At 42.5% G+C, this 23,813-nt stretch carries 17 protein-coding genes; 15 read left to right on the top strand and 2 right to left on the bottom strand.

Features of this window, described 5'->3' with window-relative positions; all coding sequences use genetic code 11:
* Positions 1-53: 53 nt before the first annotated feature.
* The gene (gltA, locus tag Q0788_RS06705) at positions 54-1,334 is read right to left on the bottom strand and encodes a citrate synthase (protein WP_057757851.1); all 1,281 of its coding nucleotides are present in this window, start codon (positions 1,332-1,334) and stop codon (positions 54-56) included.
* 1,017 nt (positions 1,335-2,351) lie between these two features.
* Here gltA and sdhC point away from each other — a divergent pair.
* The 13 genes from sdhC (at position 2,352) to Q0788_RS06640 (ending at position 20,731) form a co-directional block, all read left to right on the top strand.
* On the top strand, positions 2,352-2,738 hold the full coding sequence (gene sdhC, locus Q0788_RS06700) for a succinate dehydrogenase, cytochrome b556 subunit (RefSeq protein WP_082624524.1): 387 nt from the start codon (positions 2,352-2,354) through the stop codon (positions 2,736-2,738).
* Positions 2,739-2,740: 2 nt separating this feature from the next.
* Positions 2,741-3,145 carry a succinate dehydrogenase, hydrophobic membrane anchor protein gene (sdhD, locus tag Q0788_RS06695; protein ID WP_057762261.1) on the top strand — a complete coding sequence of 135 codons (405 nt, stop codon included), beginning with the start codon at positions 2,741-2,743 and terminating at the stop codon, positions 3,143-3,145.
* A gap of 331 nt (positions 3,146-3,476) precedes the next feature.
* The gene (gene sdhA / locus Q0788_RS06690; protein ID WP_057757857.1) at positions 3,477-5,327 is read left to right on the top strand and encodes a succinate dehydrogenase flavoprotein subunit; all 1,851 of its coding nucleotides are present in this window, start codon (positions 3,477-3,479) and stop codon (positions 5,325-5,327) included.
* Positions 5,328-5,550: 223 nt separating this feature from the next.
* Positions 5,551-6,261, top strand: coding sequence for a succinate dehydrogenase iron-sulfur subunit (locus Q0788_RS06685; RefSeq protein WP_055123743.1), 711 nt, complete (start codon positions 5,551-5,553; stop codon positions 6,259-6,261).
* Between the two features lie 912 nt (positions 6,262-7,173).
* Complete coding sequence (locus Q0788_RS06680; RefSeq protein WP_102092685.1) at positions 7,174-10,050, top strand: 2-oxoglutarate dehydrogenase E1 component; 2,877 nt, start codon at positions 7,174-7,176, stop codon at positions 10,048-10,050.
* Positions 10,051-10,204: 154 nt separating this feature from the next.
* Positions 10,205-11,452, top strand: a complete 1,248-nt coding sequence (odhB, locus tag Q0788_RS06675) for a 2-oxoglutarate dehydrogenase complex dihydrolipoyllysine-residue succinyltransferase (protein ID WP_101204629.1) — start codon at positions 10,205-10,207, stop codon at positions 11,450-11,452.
* A 261-nt stretch (positions 11,453-11,713) separates the two neighbouring features.
* The gene (lpdA, locus tag Q0788_RS06670) at positions 11,714-13,168 is read left to right on the top strand and encodes a dihydrolipoyl dehydrogenase (protein ID WP_298808924.1); all 1,455 of its coding nucleotides are present in this window, start codon (positions 11,714-11,716) and stop codon (positions 13,166-13,168) included.
* A 158-nt stretch (positions 13,169-13,326) separates the two neighbouring features.
* Positions 13,327-14,493 (top strand): ADP-forming succinate--CoA ligase subunit beta, encoded by a 1,167-nt coding sequence (gene sucC, locus Q0788_RS06665; RefSeq protein ID WP_057757869.1) that lies wholly within the window; start codon positions 13,327-13,329, stop codon positions 14,491-14,493.
* 151 nt (positions 14,494-14,644) lie between these two features.
* The gene (gene sucD, locus Q0788_RS06660; RefSeq protein WP_298808923.1) at positions 14,645-15,520 is read left to right on the top strand and encodes a succinate--CoA ligase subunit alpha; all 876 of its coding nucleotides are present in this window, start codon (positions 14,645-14,647) and stop codon (positions 15,518-15,520) included.
* 92 nt (positions 15,521-15,612) lie between these two features.
* The gene (galE, locus tag Q0788_RS06655) at positions 15,613-16,671 is read left to right on the top strand and encodes a UDP-glucose 4-epimerase GalE (RefSeq protein ID WP_298808922.1); all 1,059 of its coding nucleotides are present in this window, start codon (positions 15,613-15,615) and stop codon (positions 16,669-16,671) included.
* Between the two features lie 69 nt (positions 16,672-16,740).
* The gene (locus Q0788_RS06650; RefSeq protein WP_298808921.1) at positions 16,741-17,625 is read left to right on the top strand and encodes a UTP--glucose-1-phosphate uridylyltransferase; all 885 of its coding nucleotides are present in this window, start codon (positions 16,741-16,743) and stop codon (positions 17,623-17,625) included.
* Positions 17,626-17,628: 3 nt separating this feature from the next.
* Positions 17,629-19,308, top strand: coding sequence for a glucose-6-phosphate isomerase (gene pgi, locus Q0788_RS06645; RefSeq protein WP_298808920.1), 1,680 nt, complete (start codon positions 17,629-17,631; stop codon positions 19,306-19,308).
* 37 nt (positions 19,309-19,345) lie between these two features.
* Entirely contained in the window at positions 19,346-20,731 is a 1,386-nt protein-coding gene (locus Q0788_RS06640; protein WP_298808919.1) for a UDP-glucose/GDP-mannose dehydrogenase family protein, read from the top strand.
* A gap of 102 nt (positions 20,732-20,833) precedes the next feature.
* Here the strand turns inward: Q0788_RS06640 and Q0788_RS06635 are convergent, their stop codons facing one another.
* The gene (locus Q0788_RS06635; RefSeq protein ID WP_298808918.1) at positions 20,834-22,321 is read right to left on the bottom strand and encodes a phosphomannomutase CpsG; all 1,488 of its coding nucleotides are present in this window, start codon (positions 22,319-22,321) and stop codon (positions 20,834-20,836) included.
* A 138-nt stretch (positions 22,322-22,459) separates the two neighbouring features.
* On the opposite strand from Q0788_RS06635, the gene mazG reads away from it, so the two are divergent.
* Positions 22,460-23,326, top strand: a complete 867-nt coding sequence (mazG, locus tag Q0788_RS06630) for a nucleoside triphosphate pyrophosphohydrolase (protein ID WP_298808917.1) — start codon at positions 22,460-22,462, stop codon at positions 23,324-23,326.
* On the top strand, positions 23,310-23,684 hold the full coding sequence (locus Q0788_RS06625; RefSeq protein ID WP_298808915.1) for a ComEA family DNA-binding protein: 375 nt from the start codon (positions 23,310-23,312) through the stop codon (positions 23,682-23,684). The genes mazG and Q0788_RS06625 overlap by 17 nt, the downstream gene beginning before the upstream one ends.
* Positions 23,685-23,813: the final 129 nt, after the last annotated feature.

The following is a 23,813-nucleotide window of genomic DNA, read 5'->3' as shown; positions in this document are numbered from 1 at the left end:
TAAAAAATCCCGCACGATGGCGGGATTTTTTATTGGATAACGATTATTTTTGCTTACTTGCGATCTTCAACTTTTACAAAATCACGGCGCGTTTCACCAGTGTATAACTGACGTGGACGACCGATTTTGAACGGAGCGCTGTGCATTTCTAACCAATGGCTGATCCAACCTGAAGTACGAGCCAATGCAAAGATTACAGTAAACATTGACGTTGGGATGCCAATGGCTTTCAAGATGATACCAGAGTAGAAATCAACGTTTGGATATAGGTTACGCTCGATGAAGAACGGATCTTCTAGCGCAATTTTCTCTAGTGCCATTGCCAATTCAAGCTTAGGATCGTTGATACCTAGTGCTTCTAGTACTTCATCACAAGTCTCTTTCATTACTTGAGCACGTGGATCGAAGTTTTTGTAAACACGGTGACCAAAGCCCATTAGCTTCACTTCACGGCTCTTCACTTTTTCCATAAATTCAGGCACGTTTTCAACAGTACCGATTTCGTCTAGCATCTCAAGAACAGCTTCGTTCGCGCCGCCATGTGATGGTCCCCATAGGGCTGCGATACCAGCAGCGATACACGCATAAGGGTTTGCACCAGTAGAACCAGCTAAACGTACTGTTGACGTAGAAGCATTTTGCTCATGGTCAGCGTGCAAGGTAAAGATTTTGTCCATTGCGCGAGTGATAACGTCGTTTTTCTCGTAGTCTACATCAGCAGGCGTTGCAAACATCATGTATAAGAAGTTTTCTGCGTAGTTAAAGTCATTACGCGGATACATGAACGGTTCGCCTTGTGAGTATTTATAACTCATCGCAGCAAGCGTAGGCATCTTAGCAATCAGACGAATAGCTGTGATTTCGCGATGTTCTTCATTGCTCACGTCTAGGTCTTCATGATAGAACGCTGATAAGGCACCAACGACACCAACCATGATAGCCATTGGGTGCGCGTCACGGCGGAAGCCTTCAAAGAACTTACGCAATTGATCATGAACAGGAGTATGCTCGCGGATTTTTTCAAAAAATTCTGCTTTTTGCTCAGCAGTAGGTAGGTCACCATGTAAAAGTGCATAAGCAACTTCTAGGTATTCAGCGTTGTTCGCTAGCTCGTCGATAGGGTAGCCGCGGTGTAATAACTCGCCTTTGCCACCATCAATATAAGTAATCTTTGATTCAACAGGAGCAGTTACTTTAAAACCAGGGTCATAAGACCAGAATCCTGATTCTTGTAAAGCAGCAATATCGATAACTGGGCGCCCTAAAGTACCTTTAATAATAGGAAGTTCGTATTCTTCACCATTCACGGTTAGTTTGGCATTAGTATCAGCCATAAATTGCTCTCCATTGGTTTGACTTGTTAGAATAAATTACTACAGACGCATACCCTCGCGTCATTGTCGGTTGAACGGTAAAAGTGCATTCAACTCATTTAGTACGCAGGGTATATTAGCAGCAATTCTTGATGATTTGAAAAAACTTTTATGGACCATGTGTCCAATTGGCGCGGTGTGGCGGTAGTTATTCGCTGTAATTTTTGTATCAAAATATGTCTGTCAGGTTATTTTGCTTAAAATTCCTCTGTTTTTGAGCAAGTTTATAGCAGCATTATCGAGCTAATATTTTAGGTTTCTAAATATATTTTGGAGACAAAACTCATAAATAATGAAACTAAAAACTGGCAGACTATGCCTAGTAAGCGGATTAAAGTTTGTCATAATAATAACTGTTAAAACTAGTATTATCCTTATCCATTCATTTATTGATTAAATATGTATATATTCTTACTGAATGGATAAATTTGTAATTATTGCTCAGGCATTTTATAATCGTAGGAATTAACTGGCACTAGCTTTGCGCGAATTAATAAATGACCATGTTATAGTGTCGTTCAGAGCGTCTTCTATTCATGCTTATTTACGATTGTCTGGTGTTACGATAGACCAAACCGCATTCTATGGTTTGAACTTTCTTCTTAACCAATCTTTTTTATTTGTTTAGCACAAGATTTCAAGTGCCTAATACAAGGTCTGCTCTGATATAGAAGACATAGTAACGTTGTCTTACTATTCATACGACCTCTAAAATAGACTGGTTAGTCGATGTTACTCATGTTTATTTTCTTTGTTGTATAATAGATAGGTTGTTTGATAGGCCTGTCGATTCGACAAGCGACATTGAACAGTCTATCAATACCTTTATATACATGATCCTTTCTTCATATTTAGCGCAAACTAAACGAAGTCAGCTAGCTCTTCCTTACTTTATTCGTCTCGTGTGTTGCTCAATGCTCAATTGGCACTATTTATGTCAGGCGTTGATAGCAGATACAGGAGTATAACCGCAAAAGGATGCCCGCTGTGAAAAGCAACCGACCTATTGATCTGCCTTTAAGCCAAGTGATTAGCGTTAATCGCTCACCGATCGCGATCGCCTCTATCTTGCATCGTATCTCTGGCATTATTTTATTTTTACTGATTCCTGTCATGTTATGGATACTACAGAACTCATTGGCATCGCCTGAGAGTTTTGCGACTGTATTTGACAATGTACTTGTGCGCTTTTTGGCATGGATATTTGTTGCCGCCATTGCATATCATTTTGTGATGGGTATCAAACATTTATTTGCTGATATGGGCATGAACGAAGAGCTAAAATCTGGCCGCACTGCCTCTATGGTCAGTTTTGTGATTGCAGCGATTTTAGTTGTCGCGTCATTTGTATGGGTGATGTTCTAATGATAAAAAATGATTCAGGAATCAAAAGTGCTACTGGTCTGACAGGTTCAGGCTCACGTGATTGGATTATTCAGCGTATTAGTGCTGTTGTTTTAGCCGTTTATAGTGTGGTTTTGCTGGGCTTCTTTTTGACCCATGGCGATGTCACTTTCGTTGAATGGTCATCATTTATGACCAGCCTACCGATGCGTCTATTCAGCTTGGTTGCAGTACTTGCACTAGCTGGTCATGCTTGGGTTGGGATGTGGACAGTATTTACTGACTATATTACAACAGGCAAACTGGGCTCAAGCGCAGCAGGTTTACGTTTAGTACTACAGTCATTGATGATTATCGCTATTTTAGTATTTCTATTTTGGGGCATCATGATTTTTTGGGGTAACGGTTTCGGTATCGCTGCCGTTTAACCATCTCATAAAAAGCTCTGATATCTATATATAACGACGGATGCATTCAACTGATACATTAGTTGGCAAAGTATCTTAGCGTCATCCGTTGATAGCCAAGAATAGTCATAGCATTGGACTAGCATTACTGATCAGCTAATCGGATTATAGTTGAGTAGGCTTAGTTCAGTATAACGATAGATATGCAAATTAAGTGGTTAATGATTATTAAGACTCTTTATTTTATAAGCGTATGAAATGGCCAAATAGTAAGCCTTTATAGCTGTAATAGAGATGTCTTAAACAGTCTTTGATTTACTTTTACGCATTAACAGGCATTAGGAAAACCGTAATGGCAACTAGACAAGACAATACCATTAGTAATATCAAGACCCTAAACTACGATGCAGTTATCGTTGGCGGCGGCGGCTCAGGTATGCGTGCTTCATTGCATTTAGCGGAAGCGGGCATGAAGGTTGCAGTCCTTACCAAAGTATTCCCAACGCGTTCGCACACGGTTGCCGCTCAGGGTGGTATCGGTGCAAGTTTGGGTAACATGAGCAATGACAACTGGCACTTTCACTTTTATGACACCGTAAAAGGGTCAGATTGGTTAGGTGACCAAGACGCTATCGAATATATGTGCCGTGAAGCGCCAAAGGTAGTCTATGAGCTTGAGCACATGGGCATGCCGTTTGACCGTAACGAAGACGGTACGATTTATCAGCGTCCGTTCGGTGGTCATACATCTAACTATGGCGAAAAAGCAGTACAACGTGCTTGTGCCGCTGCTGACCGTACAGGTCATGCACTACTACATACGCTATATCAGAAAAACCTAGAGCAAGGTACCGAGTTCTTTATCGAGTGGATCGCCCTTGATTTGATCAAAGACGAGGCTGGTAACATCAACGGTGTCGTCGCACTTGAGCAAGAGACTGGTACGATTGCAGTATTCCAGTCACCAATTACTGTCCTAGCGACGGGTGGTGCTGGTCGTATCTTCGCAGCTTCTACCAATGCTTATATCAATACTGGTGACGGTATTGGCATGGCAGTACGTGCTGGTATTCCATTACAAGACATGGAGTTCTGGCAATTCCACCCAACTGGTGTTCATGGTGCAGGTGTACTATTGACTGAAGGTTGCCGCGGTGAAGGCGCTATCTTGCGTAACAAAGATGGTGAAGCATTCATGGAGCGTTATGCGCCAACCGTAAAAGACTTGGCACCACGTGATCTCGTATCGCGCTCGATGGACCAAGAAATCAAAGAAGGCCGTGGTTGTGGTCCTAATGCTGATCATATCGTAATGGATATGACGCATCTAGGTGTTGAAACCATCATGAAGCGTCTACCATCAGTATTTGAGATTGGTAAAAACTTCGCTAACGTTGACATCACTAAAGAGCCAATTCCAGTAATCCCAACCATTCACTACATGATGGGCGGTATTCCAACTACTATTCATGGTCAAGTAATTGTACCGGATTTAGAAGCAGGTACTGATGAAGACGGTCTATACGCTAAAGGCAATGTGGTTAAAGGTCTTTATGCAATCGGTGAATGTGCTTGTGTAAGTGTACATGGTGCTAACCGTCTAGGTACGAACTCTCTACTAGATCTATTGGTATTTGGCCGTGCAGCTGGTAAGCATATCGTTGATGAGTTCCATCATGCAGATCATAACTATAAGCCACTTGATCCACGCGTACTTGACTTTACAGTGAAGCGTTTAGACAAGTTGCAACAGTCTACTGAAGGCTACAACGCGCAAGACGTGGCTGATGAGATTCGTGCTACGATGCAAAAACACGCTAGTGTATTCCGTACGCAAGCGATGATGGACGAAGGCGTTGAGAAAATTTTAGCGCTAGGTGAAAAGATCGACAAGATCCATCTTGGCGATAAATCACAAGTGTTCAACACAGCACGTATTGAAGCATTCGAAGTTGCTAACTTGTATGAAGTAGCAAAAGCGACAATGATATCTGCAGCGAAGCGTCATGAAAGCCGCGGCGCGCACAGTGTATCCGATTATGATCGTCCAGAAGATGATGATTACGCACCTAACGGCCGTAATGACCACGATTGGATGAAGCATACTTTATGGTACTCTGAAGGCAATCGCATCATTTATAAGCCAGTACGTAAAGTGCCATTAACCGTTGATTATATCGAACCAAAAGTCCGCGTCTACTAATTCTAGACTGCATACTTTATATATAGTTGATAGATAACAGCAGTGTTAACGTTTTATCCCTTATTAATTTATTAAAAAGGTGACCGCCAGCTACATGCTCATGCCAGCGCTACTACGCTATTAATTGGTATCCGATACTGGTTATCAGTACTGATTAATAGCTAGCGCAAATATGTTGCAATCTTTGTATGCCCGCCATCACCTACGTGTGGAGTTTAGCATTATGAGCCGAGGTACTCGCACCATCGAAATCTATCGCTACGATCCTGATCTGGACGCAGCGCCACGCATGCAAACTTATACGATTGAGCTGCTTGATTCAGATCGTATGTTGCTTGACGTACTATTACGCCTAAAGAAAGAAGATGAAACGCTTACTTTCCGTCGCTCTTGCCGTGAAGGTATTTGTGGCTCTGACGGCATGAACATTAATGGTAAAAACGGTTTGGCATGTCTAATCAACATGAACACGCTACCAGAAAAAGTAACGGTTCGTCCGCTACCTGGTTTGCCAGTGGTTCGTGACTTGGTTGTTGATATGAACCAGTTCTATGAGCAGTATGAAAAAGTGCATCCGTACTTAATCAATGATCAGCCAGCACCGCCAACTGAGCGTTTACAGTCACCTGAACAGCGTGAAAAGCTGAACGGTCTATACGAATGTATCCTATGTGCTTGCTGTTCAACCAGCTGCCCATCTTTCTGGTGGAACCCTGATAAGTTCCTAGGTCCATCAGCATTACTGCATGCTTATCGCTTCGTTGCTGATAGTCGTGACGGTGATACTCAGGCACGTTTAGCTCGCTTAGATGATCCGTTTAGCTTGTTCCGTTGCCGCGGTATCATGAACTGTGTATCAGTTTGTCCAAAAGGCTTGAATCCAACCAAAGCGATCGGTCACTTACGTAATATGTTGATTGACCAAGCTGGTTAAGCATAAGTAATTGATATTTATAGTTACTATACGAAAAACACCACCTATTCATTAGGTGGTGTTTTTGTTAGTTAAAAAGCTGATGTATAGGTTTACTACTTTTATAGCTAACTCGTCATTTAAAAGTATGATGAATTTAGCCTATTGAAAAATAGGTATTAAATGATTTAAGAGTAAAACTGTATGGTCAATACGTTGGTTGTATGTAAGAAGAAATAATATATAGACAATCACCCTATATAATCGAATATAGACATAGTCGAATTTTGGTATAATTGTATTTGGTATTTGATGAGATGATCAAAGCGTCTTTTTGACGATTAATATGTGCCGTTTGAGCAGAATATGACATTATCAGGCTAAAATACTATGCGCACAATGATTATGCGTTTATAATTGATGATAGATATTCATTACATAAATACCTAGTATTGAACAAACAAACTATGTCGCAAAAAATGGGCATGATAATCTATACAGCAATGTATGTCTGTCTGAAAAGGCAGGATTTATCAGCAAATTTAGAGTAATTCAGCATCAATAACCAGTTTATAGGTTAGCTGAAAATATAATTATCTATTAATAGCTTATCATTAATGGATTGGTTATGACTCAAAGAAGTATATATAAATTAATGTTGTGAAACGAGCTAGATAAGAAAACTGAGCGTTCACAAATAGTTTTATTTTTAGACGGGTATTGCAATAAGACTTGTTACCACTATTTAGCATCACTTGCTCTTGTAGACAATGACAGCAATATTCTATGGTGATGGCAATACTTAGGGATAAAAGTGTTTTATCGAACAGTATTTAACAGGATATGACACATTGTCTAACTACCTGAGCATACAACGACTGACACAATAATAAGCACGATTCCATTCATTTATCTATCAAATAGACGATTATTATGAATAGTATAACCAAAGAAAAATCTGGCCAAGTACATACCGAACTGGCTGCCGATAACGCCAACTATATAGAAGCTCTCTACGAGCAATACCTAACAGACCCTGATAGTGTTGATACTGACTGGCAAACATACTTTGAACAGTATAAGTCGCAGAACGATGCTCAGCACAACGCTATCAAAGATCAGTTCTTACTACTTGCTCGTAATCAAACGGCAAATAAAAGTAGTAGTACTGATACCGACTCTAGCAGCTCTGCCAACTGTGATCCTAAGCAGATGGGCGTACAGCAATTAATCTCAGCATACCGTCGTCGCGGTCATCGCCGTGCCAAGCTTGATCCTTTAGATTTGCATCCACGTGCAGAAGTAGAAGACTTAACGCTTGCTTATCATAATTTGTCAGAAGCTGATCTCGATACCGTATTCCCGACCAATGATTTAGTCATTGGTAAAGATGAAGCGACATTGCGCGAAATCATCGAAATCATGGAACGTGTTTACTGTGGTCATATCGGTGTCGAGTATATGCACGTTACCACCAGTACAGAAAAACGCTGGATGGAAGAATACCTAGAAACCAATCTAGGCTATATCAAATTCGATAAAGAAAAACGTTTATCTATTCTTGAGCGTTTAACGGCGGCCGAAGGTCTAGAAAAATATCTTGCTCGTAAATATACGGGTGTTAAACGTTTTGGTTTGGAAGGTGGTGAAAGCTTTATTCCTGCGATCAATGAAATCATTCAACGTGCTGGTGGATATGGCACCAAAGAAATGGTCATTGGTATGGCTCACCGTGGCCGTCTAAACCTATTAGTCAACATTTTAGGTAAAAACCCTGCAGACTTGTTTGATGAGTTTGATGGTAAAGTACAGCCAGAAAAAGGCTCAGGTGACGTTAAATACCACAATGGTTTTTCATCTAATGTGATGACACCAGGTGGCGAAGCGCATTTGGCTTTAGCATTTAACCCATCGCATCTTGAAATTGTCGCGCCAGTACTACAAGGCTCAGTACGTGCCCGTCAAGTACGTCGTAATGATCAGCCATTACTAGATAATACTGGTGGTAATTCAGTATTACCTATCGTGATTCATGGTGATGCTGCTTTTGCTGGTCAAGGTGTGGTTCAAGAAACTTTCCAAATGTCACAGACCCGTGCTTATACCACTGGCGGTACTGTGCATATCGTGATTAATAACCAAGTTGGCTTTACTACTAGCCGTCAAGAAGATGTTCGTTCAACTGAATATTGTACTGACGTTGCCAAGATGGTTCATGCTCCTATCCTACATGTAAACGGTGATGATCCTGAAGCAGTCGTATTTGCCGCTCAGTTAGCATTAGATTATCGTCATAAGTTTGACAAAGACATCATCATTGATTTGTTCTGCTATCGCCGTAATGGCCATAACGAGGCAGATGAGCCATCTGCAACTCAGCCATTGATGTACGCTGTTATTAAGAAGCTTCCGACTACTCGTACTCTTTATGCGCAAAAACTTATCGCAGAAGGTATCTTGAATGCCGAAGAAGAGAAACAGTACGAAGATGATTATCGTGAGTCGTTAGACCGTGGTGATTATGTTGTTAGCTCATTGGTTCAAGAGCCTAACGAGCAGTTATTTGTAGATTGGAAACCTTATCTAGGTCATGACTTGGTTGATGACTGGGATACCAGTGTTGATATTGAAAAGCTTAAAGGCTATGGACGCCGTATGGCCGAAATGCCAGAAGGTTATAAGCTACAGCGTCAGGTTCAAAAAGTCGTTGAGCAGCGTCTAGCGATGCAAACGGGCGAAGAGCCTCTTAACTGGGGTGCAGCTGAGACATTGGCGTATGCATCATTGGTCGATAACGACGGCGTACTAGTACGTATTACTGGTGAAGATGTAGGCCGTGGTACTTTCTCACATCGTCATAGTGAAATATACAATGTCAATGATGGCAGCATGTATGTGCCGTTGTCTCATTTGAGCGAAAATCAAGCACGCTTTGCTACTTACAATTCATTGTTGTCAGAAGAAGCGGTACTAGCCTTTGAATATGGCTATGCGACCACCGTACCGAACGCATTGATCGTTTGGGAAGCACAGTTTGGTGATTTCGTTAACGGTGCTCAGGTTGTGATTGACCAGTTTATCTCAAGCGGCGAGACCAAATGGCAGCGTGTTTGTGGTTTGACGATGTTGTTACCACATGGCTTTGAAGGTCAAGGCCCTGAGCATTCATCTGCACGTCTAGAGCGCTTCTTACAGCTATGTGCTGAAGACAACATGCAGGTTATTACGCCAACGACTCCTGCGCAAATTTATCATGCATTACGTCGTCAGGCAGTACGTCCTATCCGTAAGCCGTTGATCGTTATGTCACCAAAGAGCTTATTGCGTCATAAGCTAGCGACTTCTAATCTAGAAGAGCTTGCTAATGGTAAGTTTGAGACGGTATTGCCAGAGATGGATGATCACAACGCAGATAAAGTGACTCGTATGGTTCTATGTGGTGGTAAGGTTTATTATGACTTATTAGAGCAGCGCCGTGCATTAGGTCTTGATCATGTGGCTATCGTTCGTATTGAGCAATTGTATCCATTGCCAGAGACTCGCTTAATCGCTGAAATCGAAAAATACAGCAACCTAACTGAAATCGTATGGACGCAAGAAGAGCCATTGAACCAAGGCGCTTGGTACTATTTAGCACCGCATATGTTCCGTATTGTCGTACCGCACCCAACCAAAGCAAAAGTCATGGAGCCAGTAGCGCGTCCTCCTAGTGCAGCCCCTGCAACAGGATCACCGAAACTGCATGCTCAACAACAGCAAGCACTCATTGCTGGTGGCCTTGGCATAAGTGTTGATGAATTAGCTCAGTAACACCTTGTCTAATCAAAGATTATAGAAGATAAATGAATCAGGCGATGACAGTCAGTGTTTTTTAATAAAATATAAGCAAAGTTATTAGAAAACTACTGACTGCCTATCACGACTTAATAATAAGTATGAATATCCAAATCTAAGGAGTATATCGATGGCTGACATCAAAGCCCCCGTTTTTCCAGAATCGGTTGCCGATGGCACAATCGTTGAGTGGCACGTCACTGAAGGTCAACAAGTTAATCGTGATGACCTATTGGCTGAAATTGAAACTGATAAAGTTGTATTAGAAGTTGTAGCACCTGATGATGGTGTATTGACCAAAATCGTAAAGCAAGTTGACGATACTGTATTGTCTGATGAGCTTATCGCTCAGTTTGAAGCCGGTGCAAGTGCTGGTGCTAGTGCAGAAGAAGCGCCAGCAGTAGATCCAGACCAACCAGCTGCGCCAGTTCAAGCAAAGCAAGCTGCTGATGGTGGCGAGCCTGTTCAAGCAACAGATAAGAAAGGCGAAGCTGATCATAAAGATCAAAGCCCAGCAGTTCGTAAAGCAGCAAAAGAGTCAGGCGTAGATCCTAAAGAAGTTGAAGGTAGCGGTCGCGGTGGTCGTGTAACCAAAACTGATATGGCTAATCCAACATTGAAATCAGACAGCAGTATCAAGTCTGATAGCGGCCGTCCAGTTGCTGAATCGATGGGTGAGCGTACTGAAAAACGTGTTCCAATGACTCGTCTTCGTAAGCGTGTTGCTGAGCGTCTATTATCAGCATCACAAGATACTGCGATGTTGACGACGTTTAACGAAGTGAACATGAAGCCATTGATGGACATGCGCGCTAAGTACAAAGAGAAGTTTGAAAAACGTCATGGCGTACGTTTAGGCTTTATGTCGTTATTCGTAAAAGCAGCGACAGAAGCGCTAAAACGCTTCCCAGCAGTAAACGCTTCACTAGATGGCGATGACATTGTTTATCATGGTTTCTATGATATCGGTGTAGCAGTATCTTCAGATCGTGGCTTGGTTGTTCCAGTACTACGTGATACTGATCGCATGAGTATGGCTGACGTTGAAAGCACAATCCGTGAGTTTGGCGGTAAAGCACAGCAAGGTAAGCTTGGTCTAGAAGACATGACTGGCGGTACTTTCACTATCTCTAACGGTGGTGTATTTGGTTCATTGATGTCAACACCTATCTTGAACCCACCACAAACTGCTATCCTAGGTATGCATGCTATCAATGATCGCCCAATGGCAGTCGATGGCAAAGTTGAAATCTTACCAATGATGTACCTAGCGCTATCTTATGACCATCGTATGATCGATGGTAAAGAAGCAGTACAGTTCTTGGTAACTATCAAAGAGTTGGTCGAAGACCCTGCAATGCTACTACTAGACCTGTAAGCTTTTAAGCTTGTATTGGCAACCGCTGATACAAGCTTTTTAACTTTGGTATAGATAATGATTTTTATGAATCAGTGATCACTTGATGCGCTGATAACTGTATTTAAATAAATTTAATAATGGTGACTCGCTATCGATTATCGATGAGTGAGTCTATCTCATTGATATAGTGTATTAACTATCCAGTGTAGATAACGCTGATCTATCAGCGAGATAACAACCAGTTTAAATGACACATACAATTAAAAATAGGAACGTACTATGAAAGACAATTATGATTTAGTCGTCATCGGCGGCGGTCCTGGTGGTTACGAAGCAGCTATTCGTGCAGGCCAGCTTGGTATGAGTGTTGCTTGTATCGAAAAGCGCGTTTATAAAGGCGAGCCAGCACTTGGTGGTACTTGCTTAAACGTTGGTTGTATCCCATCAAAAGCCCTACTTGACAGCTCACATCGTTACGAAGCTACTAAGCATGACCTTGACGAACACGGTATCAGTACTGGTGACGTTGCTATCAATATCGAAAAAATGATAGAGCGTAAAGAAGGTATTGTTAAGCAGTTGACTGGTGGTGTTGCTGCGTTGCTAAAAGGCAATGGTGTTGACTGGCTACAAGGCTGGGGCACATTGGTCGACGGTAAAGGCGCTGACAAAAAAGTCAAATTTACTGCTCTAGAAGATGAAAGCGAAACGACGATCACTGCTAAGAACGTCATTCTTGCGGCAGGTTCTGTGCCTATCGAGATTCCTGTTGCCAAAACTGACGGTGACCGCATTGTTGATTCAACTGGCGCACTTGATTTCACTGAAGTACCTAAGCGTCTAGGCGTTATCGGTGCTGGTGTTATCGGTCTTGAGCTTGGTTCAGTATGGCGTCGTCTAGGTGCAGAAGTAGTGGTATATGAAGCACTTCCTAGCTTCTTAGCTGCTGCTGACAAAGACATCTCAAAAGAAGCCGGAAAAATGCTGAAGAAGCAAGGTCTTGATATCCGTGTCGATACCAAAGTAACCAATGCTGAAGTACAAGGTGACCAAGTTGTCGTCACTAGCGAAAGCAAAGGCGAGTCTTCTGAAGAGAGCTTCGACAAGCTGATCGTTTGTGTTGGTCGTCGCGCTTATTCTGAAAAACTGCTTGGCGAAGACAGCGGTATCACGTTGACTGAACGTGGCCTTATCGATGTTAATGACCAGTGCAAAACCAATCTTGATGGCGTTTATGCTATCGGTGATTTGGTCCGTGGTCCTATGCTTGCGCATAAAGCTATGGAAGAAGGCATGATGGCTGTTGAGCGTATTCATGGCGAAAAACCTCAAGTTAACTATGACACTATCATCAATGTCATTTATACTCATCCAGAAATCGCATGGGTAGGTTTGACTGAGCAAGAAGCTGAAGAAGCTGGCTATGAAGTTAAAACAGGTTCTTTCAACTTAGCTGCTAACGGTCGTGCATTAGCGCAAAGCGAAGCGCAAGGTTCTGTAAAAGTAGTTGCTGATGCGAAAACAGATCGTCTATTAGGTATGCATGCTATCGCTGCTGGTGCTGGTGATATCGTCCATCAAGGTATGATCGCGATGGAATTTGTTTCTAGCATTGAAGACTTGCAGTTGATGACGTTTGCTCATCCAACTATTTCAGAAGCAGTACATGAAGCTGCTCTATCTGCAGATGGTCGTGCTATTCACGCTATCCAGCGCAAAAAGCGTAAGAAATAAGTAGTTGCTCGTTTAGTTATTATCGATTTACAACCTGATTGGGGTATCGCTATCTTGGTGATACCACAATCATGAGTGCGTCAGACGTATGATTAGTATGTGTATGTACGCACTTGATTTCACTTTTTATTAATTGTAAAAAATAAAGGATACAATCAATGAATTTACATGAGTATCAAGCAAAAGAGCTATTAAAAAGCTACGGTTTGCCAATTCAAGAAGGCATTATCGCTCATAACGGCGAAGAAGCTGCTGCAGCTTTTGATAAAACCCCAACTGACATTGCGGTAATTAAAGCGCAAGTACATGCTGGTGGTCGCGGTAAAGCTGGTGGTGTAAAGCTGGTTAAAACTCGTGAAGAAGCTAAGCAAGTTGCTGAAGAGCTGATCGGTACTAACCTAGTAACGTTCCAGACTGATGCTGATGGCCAGCCAGTAAACTTCGTATTAGTTGCAGAAGATATGTATCCAGTACAAACTGAGCTATATCTTGGCGCAGTCGTTGATCGTGCAACTCGTCGTGTAACTTTCATGGCATCTACCGAAGGTGGTGTAGATATCGAAGAAGTAGCACACAGCACTCCAGAAAAAATCTTTAAAGTAAATGTTGATCCTTTAGTTGGTTTAATGCCTTTCCAAGCGCGCGACGTTGCGTTCAAACTTGGTCTAGAAGGTAAGCAAATCAATCAATTCGTTAAATTGATGACTGGCGCTTATAAAGCATTCGTTGAAAACGACTTTGCTCTAATGGAAATCAACCCATTAGCTGTTCGTGAAAATGGCGAAATCGTTTGTGTTGATGGCAAAATCGGTATCGACTCAAACGCACTATATCGTCTGCCAAAAATCGCAGCGCTACAAGACAAGACTCAAGAGAACGAGCGTGAGCTTAAAGCAGCTGAATTTGACCTAAACTATGTTGCTCTAGAAGGTAACATCGGTTGTATGGTTAACGGTGCTGGTCTTGCAATGGCGACCATGGACATCATCAAATTGTATGGCGGCAAGCCTGCTAACTTCTTGGACGTTGGCGGCGGCGCAACTAAAGATCGCGTTGTTGAAGCGTTCAAAATTATCCTAGAAGACAGCAGTGTTGAAGGCGTTCTAATCAACATCTTCGGCGGTATCGTACGTTGTGACATGATTGCAGAAGCTATTATCGCTGCTATTAAAGAAGTTGACGTACAAGTACCAGTTGTTGTTCGTTTAGAAGGTAACAACGCTGAGCTAGGCGCACAAATCCTAGAAGAGTCTGGTCTGAAATTGATTTCAGCTCAAGGTTTATCTGACGCGGCTCAAAAAATTGTCGATGCTGTTAAAGCGTAAGTCTTTAAATATAAGCGTTTAGAGATAGGCGCTTAAGCATAGTAGTCAAATCGTAATAGTGGTTATTTATAATAAAGATTGGTTATTAAAATTAGATAACAATAGTTATAAAGGCCACTGTTACAAGACAACCGAATACAAGGAAAATATAATGAGTGTATTAATCGATAAAGATACCAAAGTATTGGTACAAGGTTTTACTGGTAAAAATGGTACGTTCCATTCTGAACAAGCCATCGAATACGGTACAAAAGTAGTTGGTGGTGTAACGCCAGGTAAAGGCGGTCAAACGCACCTAGGCCTACCAGTATTCAACACTATGAGCGAGGCCATGGAAGCGACTCAAGCTGACGCTTCTGTTATCTACGTACCAGCACCATTTGTACTAGATTCTATCGTTGAAGCAATCGATGCTGGCGTTAAGTTGATCGTTGTGATCACTGAAGGCGTACCGACTATCGATATGCTAAAAGCAAAACGCTATCTTGAAGAAGCTGGCGACGTGCGTTTAGTTGGTCCTAACTGCCCAGGCGTTATCACTCCAGGTCAATGCAAAATCGGCATCATGCCAGGCCATATCCATCAGCCAGGTAAAGTAGGTATCATCTCACGCTCTGGTACGTTGACTTATGAAGCCGTAGCTCAAACTACTAAGCTTGGTTTTGGTCAGTCAACTTGTATCGGTATCGGTGGTGATCCTATCCCTGGTATGAACCAGATTGACGCATTGAAACTGTTTGAAGCTGATCCACAAACTGAAGCTATCATCCTAATCGGTGAGATTGGTGGTACTGCTGAAGAAGAAGCTGCTGCTTACATCAAAGACCATGTAACTAAGCCAGTGGTTGGTTATATCGCTGGTGTTACTGCTCCAGAAGGTAAGCGTATGGGTCATGCTGGCGCTATCATCTCTGGTGGTCAAGGTACTGCTGAAGAGAAGTTCAAAGCGTTTGAAGATGCTGGTATCGCGTACACACGTGACCCATCTAAACTTGGCGATAAGCTAAAAGAAGTTACTGGTTGGTAAGATAGGCATTAGTCTACTAACTACTAAAACTCTATTGAATTACTGATAAGACACCCCTAAAATGGGGTGTCTTTTTTATATCTGAATCTCTTATGAAAAACAAGATACTAGTTACTGGCGGTGCTGGATATATCGGTTCGCATACTTGTATAGCATTGCATGAAGCAGGTTATGAAGTTGTGGTATACGATAACCTATCTAATAGTAGCCGTGAAGCAATTAACCGTGTCTCTACGCTTATTGGACAAACAATTGAGTTTATCGAAGGGGATATCCGCGATGCTGAAATGCTAAGACAAGTTTTTGCTTCACATGAATTCTTTGGCGTGATTCACTTTGCTGGGTTAAAAGCAGTTGGGGAGTCAGTAGCAAAGCCATTGCTGTATTACAATAACAATGTCAGCGGCACCATAACCTTATTAGAAGTTATGGCAGAGTATAGCGTTAAGAATATAGTTTTTTCATCATCTGCCACTGTCTATGGTGATCCTGAATCCTTACCCATCGATGAGAGCTCGAAGCGTTCTTGTACCAATCCTTATGGACAAAGTAAGCTTGCTGTCGAGCATATATTAGAAGACTTAGCGGTGTCTGATGGCAGCTGGAACCTGATTGCTCTTAGATACTTTAATCCAGTAGGCGCGCATCCATCAGGACAGATTGGCGAAGACCCTAATGCCATTCCTAACAACTTGATGCCTTATATTTCTCAAGTGGCCGTCGGCAAACTTGATAAGCTCAGTATCTTTGGTAATGATTATCCTACTGTCGATGGAACAGGTGTCCGTGACTTTATTCATGTCACTGATTTGGCTCAAGGTCATGTGGCTGCACTAAATTATCTAGATAAAAAAATCAGTCTAAATGAAGATAGCACGATGCAAAACTCAGTAGGTTTTTTACCTATTAACTTAGGTACTGGCAAAGGTACGTCTGTATTAGAATTGGTATCTGCATTTTCTGAGGTATCTGGACAGGCTATTCCTTATCAGTTTGCACAACGTCGTGCAGGGGATATCGCCAGTTGCTATGCCAGTGCCTATAAAGCGAAAACACTGTTAGGGTGGCAAGCTGAATTATCGATTGCTGATATGTGTCGAGATACATGGCGTTGGCAGAGCATGAACCCAAATGGATATAATGTATCTTGATATTTGTTAAGCTATCATCGTTTATTTACTACCTTATTCTCACTTAACTTTTGAAACAGTCTTATTTATATGAAAAAAATCACTCACGCCGTTATTCCTGTTGCAGGCTTTGGCACCCGTATGTTGCCATTGTCGAAATCTGTGCCAAAAGAGTTGTTACCGCTTGGCAATCGTCCTGCTATTCACTACGTGGTTGAAGAGGCTATCGCTGCGGGTATTAAGCATATTGTCTTGGTCGGTCATGCACAAAAAAGCGCGATAGAAAACTACTTTGATATCAATGCTGAATTGGATAATCAATTACGTCATAAAGGCAAAGATGAGTTGGCTGATAGCTTAAATTGGTTGCCAGAAGATGTGACTGTGTCGATGATACGTCAAGGTAAGGCGTTAGGTTTGGGACATGCAGTACTGGCAGCGCGACCAATCATTGGTGAGCATGATTTTGCCGTATTATTGCCTGATGTCGTGCTTGATCCATTTACCACTGATATGTCAGCTGACAATTTGGCTTTTATGTTAGATCAGTTTGCTACAGATGGTCACTCACAGATATTGGTTGATCAAGTAGCGGATGAAGACGTACATAAATACGGTATTGCTCAACTAGATGAAAAGATCAGCGATACTAATGACATTGATGAAGAAATAAATATTAATGCTAGCTTTAAAGTGGCTGGTTTTGTAGAAAAGCCTAATTTAGCTGATACTCCTTCAAATCTGGCTGTGGTAGGGCGCTATATATTTAGCAATAAGATATTTGATTATCTAGCCAATACTAAAGCATCTGTCGGTGGTGAGATTCAGCTGACAGATGCGATTGACGCGCTCATTAGTGAATATGGTGTCCATGTCACGACCATGCGTGGTGATAGCTATGATGCAGGCGATATGCGCTCGTATATGCAGGCATTCATCTACTTTGCCGAGCAGCAATTAGCAGATGATGAATAGCTGATGAATAAGATAAAGGGCGATAAGGCATATAGCAGTGCTCGACATTCTAAATACTGGCAGCAACTACAAACGCTTGCAAAGCATCCATGGTCGCTTGCACAGCTATTTGCGCAAGATGATAAGCGTGCCAAGCATTTTAGTGTGCAGGCTGGTGCGCTGTATATGGACTTTAGTAAGCAGCGTATCGATCAGACAGTATTGTTTAACTTACTGAGCTTAGCCGATAGTTGTGAGCTGGATGCTCGTATTGATTCGTTACTACAAGGGGCGATGGTAAATACCAGCGAGCAGCGTGCTGCATTGCACACAGCATTACGATTGCCAGAGACAGAGACATTACAAGTCGATGGACAAAATATCGTCGCTGATGTACATCATAGTTTGGCACAAGTAGCACGCCTCTCAGAGCGCGTGCGCAATGGCACGTGGCGCGGGTTTTCTGGCAAGGCAATTACAGATGTTGTCAATATTGGGGTTGGCGGCTCTGATTTAGGACCGCTGATGGCAACTACAGCGCTTGATGAATGGGCAGATACCAGTATCGAGGTGCATTTTGTCTCCAATATGGACGGTACTCAGCTTGATAACTTGCTCAAGCATTTAAATCCTGAAACCACGTTATTTATTATTTCTTCCAAATCCTTTGGTACGGTTGACACTTTATCGAATGCTAAGACGGCATTATCTTGGCTACTTGCGACGGCAAAACTCCGTGCAGGTACAGAGGATAGTGTATTACGTCGACACTTTATCGGCATCTCAGCCAATAGTGAAAAAATGAGTGCTTGGGGAATTCATCTTGAGCATCAGTTGCAGCTTTGGGAATGGGTCGGCGGTCGCTTTTCTCTATGGTCGGCGATTGGCCTTGCCATTGCTATTCGTATCGGTATGAATGGCTTTAAGGCTTTATTAAGCGGTGCTCATAGTATGGATGAGCATTTTGCACAGGCTGATTTTGCTGATAATTTACCCGTACTGTTAGGCTTGCTAGCTGTTTGGAACAGTACTTTTTTACAAGTAAATGCGCATACCGTATTGCCTTATGACGGTCGATTGGGATATTTACCCAGTTATTTAACTCAGCTAGAGATGGAGAGTAATGGCAAGTCAGTTACTCGGAATGGGGATCATATTGACTATGATACATGTCCAATTCTATGGGGTGAAATTGGCTCAAATGCGCAACATGCATTCTATCAGCTGCTACATCAAGGCACGCAGCAGGTCTCCTGTGACTTTATCGCTTGCGTACGTCGCTACGGTGATGAGGCGCAAAATTCCTCATTGCAACAACAGCACGAGTTGTCTTTAGCCAACTGTTTGGCTCAAAGTCGAGTATTGGCATTTGGCAATGCTGCTGTGACAGATCTGGTCGATCCACAGACAGTTTCCGAAGCAGACAAATATAAGTACTACCGTGGTAACCAACCGTCAACCACATTACTGATTGATGAGCTGACACCGCATAGCTTAGGCGCATTGATAGCGCTTTACGAGCATAAGGTCTATGTCATGGCCAGCATTTGGGATATCAATCCGTTTGATCAATGGGGCGTCGAGATGGGTAAGCAAATGGCAGAGTCCGTACACCATGCTATGCAGCATATCCAGAAAGACTCTCAAGGTCTATTCGATACATCTACTGACCAATTACTACAGCGTATTAAGCAGCTGTCTTAGTAGTATTGATACGTCAATAATATAGGAAAGCACGCTCATGGAAAAGGCTTTAGATGGTAGCCATATGAATAAATACAATAATGAATCTGAACCAAACCAATTAACTGATTCTACAGTTTGTGTGCTTATTGGTCACAGTATAGAGGCGATTACCAGTGCAGTGGTGCTGGCAAGTCTTGGTCAGTGTGTGCATCTTTGTGCAGACAAGGCGCTACTGACGCAGCAGATACAACAGTATGGTTTTGAGCATCATCTGCAAGCCTTATGGCAAATGTATGAGCAGCAGCAGGTTATTATTAGTAAAGCCCTACCAGCTAGTGCCGATATGCTAATAAAAGGTTATGAAGCAGTAGGCCATGACAAAACTGATGTTCAAAGTACGGTGACGCTTTATTGGTTGTTTTTAGACAGTGTCAAGCTAGCATGGACAGAAGACAGTTGGATTACCGCGTTTAATCAAAGCCATCAGCAGGCGCTACCTGTGATTATGAGCGGCATTGAGCAATTAGGCCATGTAGCTGATTTGGCTCAGCGTTTACAACGTGCTTGGGTCTATTATGTGCCATTTGTATTCTTACAAGACGGTGATGCTTATAGCTCGATGTTGAACCCTTCGTTATGGCTACTGGGTGAAAAGACAGCAAGTAGCAGTCAGCAATTGAATGTATTGAAGCCTTTGATGCAGCATGCACAAGCTACTCATCATGCTGATATCGCAACGATAGAGTTTGCTCGCAGTAGTATCATGGCGATGTTAGCGACTAGAGTGAGCTTTATGAATGAAATGTCACGTTTGGCTGATAGTCAAAATGTCGATATCAGTCAAGTCAGTCGCATTATGGGATTGGATGAGCGGGTAGGTAGCAGTTATCTAAAAGCAGGGTGGGGCTTCGGTGGTAATACTTTGCCCACTGAGCTGGCTAAATTGCAACAATCAAGCCGCACACACAGTTTGGATATGCCTCTATTACAATCTATTGTGCATATTAATGAAGATCAAAAAGAGCTGATATTCCGTAAATTCTGGCAGTATTTTGATGGGTTCATTGATAATAAAACAGTCATGATTTGGGGCGGTAGTTATAAGTCAGGTTCAGGACGTACCGCTGGTTCAGCTATCCATCCGTTGTTAGCATTACTGTGGTCTTATAATATTCGCACACTGGTTTATAGTGAAAAAGCACAGCACGAGCTTGCCGAGATCTATCAACAACAACCATTGCTTGAGCTGATTACTAGCCCCTATCAAAATCTTCACGATACCCATGCTATTTTCATCGTTAGTTGGTCACCGAGAGATCAATTAGATATTGGCAAAATCAATCAACAAGCCATGCCAGTATTTGATGCGCAAAATGCCCTGACACGCTCACAAATTAATAGCTTAGTAGGTGACTATATGGGTATTGGTCGAACTAAATAGTTTGATTTAAGGTTTTTTGTGTATAGAAAAAAGGCTCGCTAATACTCATTAGCGAGCCTTTTTCGACTGACAATCAGAATGATTTTTACTGGGTCAATGACTTTATGCCGGTATGGCACCTTGCGTTGCTAGCCATTGCTCTATCTCTTGAGTTTTAGCAGCTAGTAACGGTTGATCGCCGCGACTTTCGATATTTAATCTGATAAGTGGTTCGGTATTCGATGCTCGCAAATTGAAGCGCCATTCGCCAAAATTCAGACTTAAACCATCGAGTGTCGATTTAACTGGTTGCTCGTTGCTGAATTTGGTTTCAATTGCACTGATGATAGCCGGTGCATCATGAGTTGTGAGACGAAAGTTTAATTCGCCTGAGCTAGGATAGGCGGCAATATAGCCTGTGACCAATTCGGATAAGGTTTTACCCGTGATAGACAACAGCTCAATGGTCAATAACCATGGAATCATGCCACTATCGCAATAGAAGAAGTCACGGAAATAGTGATGGGCAGACATTTCACCGCCATATACAGCACCTGAATCACGCATGACTTGCTTGATAAATGAGTGTCCAGATTTACTAATAACAGCCCTACCGTTATGTTCCTCTATCACTGCTTCGGTATTATAAATTACTCGTGGATCATAGACGATTGACTCGCTTGGGTATTTGTTTAAAAAAGCTTGAGCGAGCATGCCGACGATATAGCTACCATCAATAAATTCGCCATGTTCATCGAATAGGAAGCAGCGATCAAAGTCACCATCAAAAGCGATGCCAAGATCTGCGTTATTTTCCAAAACGGCTTGCTGGGTAGCCACTCTATTGGCTTCGATCATTGGGTTGGGGATGCCGTTAGGGAAACTACCATCTGGTGTATGATGCAATTTAATCACTTCAATCGGTGCATCTGCTTGTTCTAATTTATCGATTAATAAATCGACTACAGGACCTGCACTACCATTGCCTGAATTAACAACCAGTTTGAGTGGTTTTAGTTTATCAGTATTGATAAAAGTCATGACATGATCGATGTACGCGCTTTTATCCGTCAATAACTGCAATTTGCCTGATTGATTATCCGTAGTGAACTGCCCAGATTCTGCCAGTGCTTGAATCTCTGCCAAACCATCATCGGCACTGATTGGTTTTGAATACTCTTTGACCAATTTTAGTCCATTATAGTTGATAGGGTTATGACTGGCAGTCACCTCAATACCACCTAACGCCTGATATTGACTGGTGGCAAAATACACTTCTTCAGTACCACTCATACCCAAGTCAATCACATCAACGCCTGCATCCATCATACCTGTGATAGCTGCTTGCTTTAACTGCTCACTAGAGTGGCGAATATCACTACCAATAACGATAGCAGGTTTTAGACTTGCTATATCATCGGCTTGGGTTTGAGCCGCTGCCTGATAACGCTGATATAAGATCTGTGCAAACGCGCGCCCGATACGGTAGGCAATCTCTTCATCGAGATTGACCCCAAGCTCACCGCGAATGTCATAGGCCTTAAATGAGCTGATAGTAATAGGGTCGAATTTTGCGGTTGGTTGATAGCTGGTGGTCGCAGAAGTGGACATAATGATGAAGTTCCTCTCGCATGAGCAGTGGTAAAATGAAGTCGTCAGTAGCACAATTATAAGCCAAGCTGTGTTCAATGATACACTAACTATTAGACGAATCAGCAAACAACACATAAAACGATAAGAGCCGCCCTTATGAGTATTTCAGACAATAAAGTTACCGTGCCTGTACCAGTACAAGGAACACCAGACGCCACTGGCCAGCTTGATGATTTGTTAGCGTTGATGGCACGACTAAGAACAGACTGTCCGTGGGACAAAAAGCAAACCAACCATAGCCTTATTCCGTATGCCATCGAAGAGGCTTACGAGCTAGGTGAAGCGGTACAAGGTGACGATGATGAAGACATCAAAGGTGAGCTTGGCGATGTGCTGCTGCAAGTGGTGTTTCATTGTCAGATGTATGCGGAGCAAGGGCGCTTTGATATGAGTGATGTTATCAGTACTTTGCAAGAGAAGCTGGTTCGCCGTCATCCACATGTATTTGAAGCCGAAACGCTCAAAGATGATGCGGCAGTAAAAGTACGCTGGGATGAAATCAAGCTCGAGGAACAGCAGGCACGCGAGGCACGTGGTAAATCAAAGCGTCGCTTAGATCAGGTTAAGGCGGGCAGTGCCTTGATGCAGGCGCAAGATGTACAAAAGCAAGCGTCAAAGTTAGGTTTTGATTGGGAAGGTATTGCAGGTGCCGTAGATAAGCTAGACGAAGAGATTGCTGAGCTAAAACATGAGCTGACAGATAAGTCTACAGCTGAGGTCAAAGCTAACATCAGAGAGGTTGAAAAAGAATTAGGCGACTGTATGTTTGCACTGGTCAATGTCGCACGCAAATTAAATTTGGATGCAGAGACAGCAACCTTAACCTGCGTGCACAAGTTTAAATCTCGCTTTGGCTACATTGAAACGCAATTGGCTGCTGCTGGCAAGCAGTTAGAGGACAGCGATATAATAGAAATGGATGCACTGTGGGAAGCGGCGAAACAACATGAACGCTCATCGTAAATTTTCATTTGCCAACTTACTGACGACCACAGCTTTTAGTCTCCTATTATCTGTAGTCGCACTCAATAACGCCAATGCAGATCCTTGTTTTGACGACCCTCAGCGTGCCTATGAGTATTTAATCGCAAAAGAAAAAGCTATCACACAAGCGCGTGAGCAGAAAGTCATCAATATCAATCGAGCCAATGAAGGTGAGCTGGTTTCGTTAGATGGTATCGGCAGCAGTAAAGCGCAGGCGATAATTTTATATCGTGACATGTTTGGCGATTTTAAGACGGTGAATGAGTTAGCAAAAGTGAAAGGTATCGGTGCAAAAACAGTCGAGAAAAATCAAAGACGTTTAAGTGTGCGTGATTAATGGCGGTGTTTTGCATTAATTAACCCCAATATTGACAAAATAGCATGTAAGTAAATGTCATAACACCCCCAGTAGGTCCAAAATTTGTTAAACTAGCGGGTACATCCGCCTGATAAACGCTGTGTTATT

The organism is uncultured Psychrobacter sp., from assembly GCF_947500265.1.
In the GTDB taxonomy this organism is placed as follows: Bacteria; Pseudomonadota; Gammaproteobacteria; order Pseudomonadales; family Moraxellaceae; genus Psychrobacter.
Note: the sequence above shows the minus strand (reverse complement) of the source record. Positions and strands in the feature narration are given on the sequence as shown.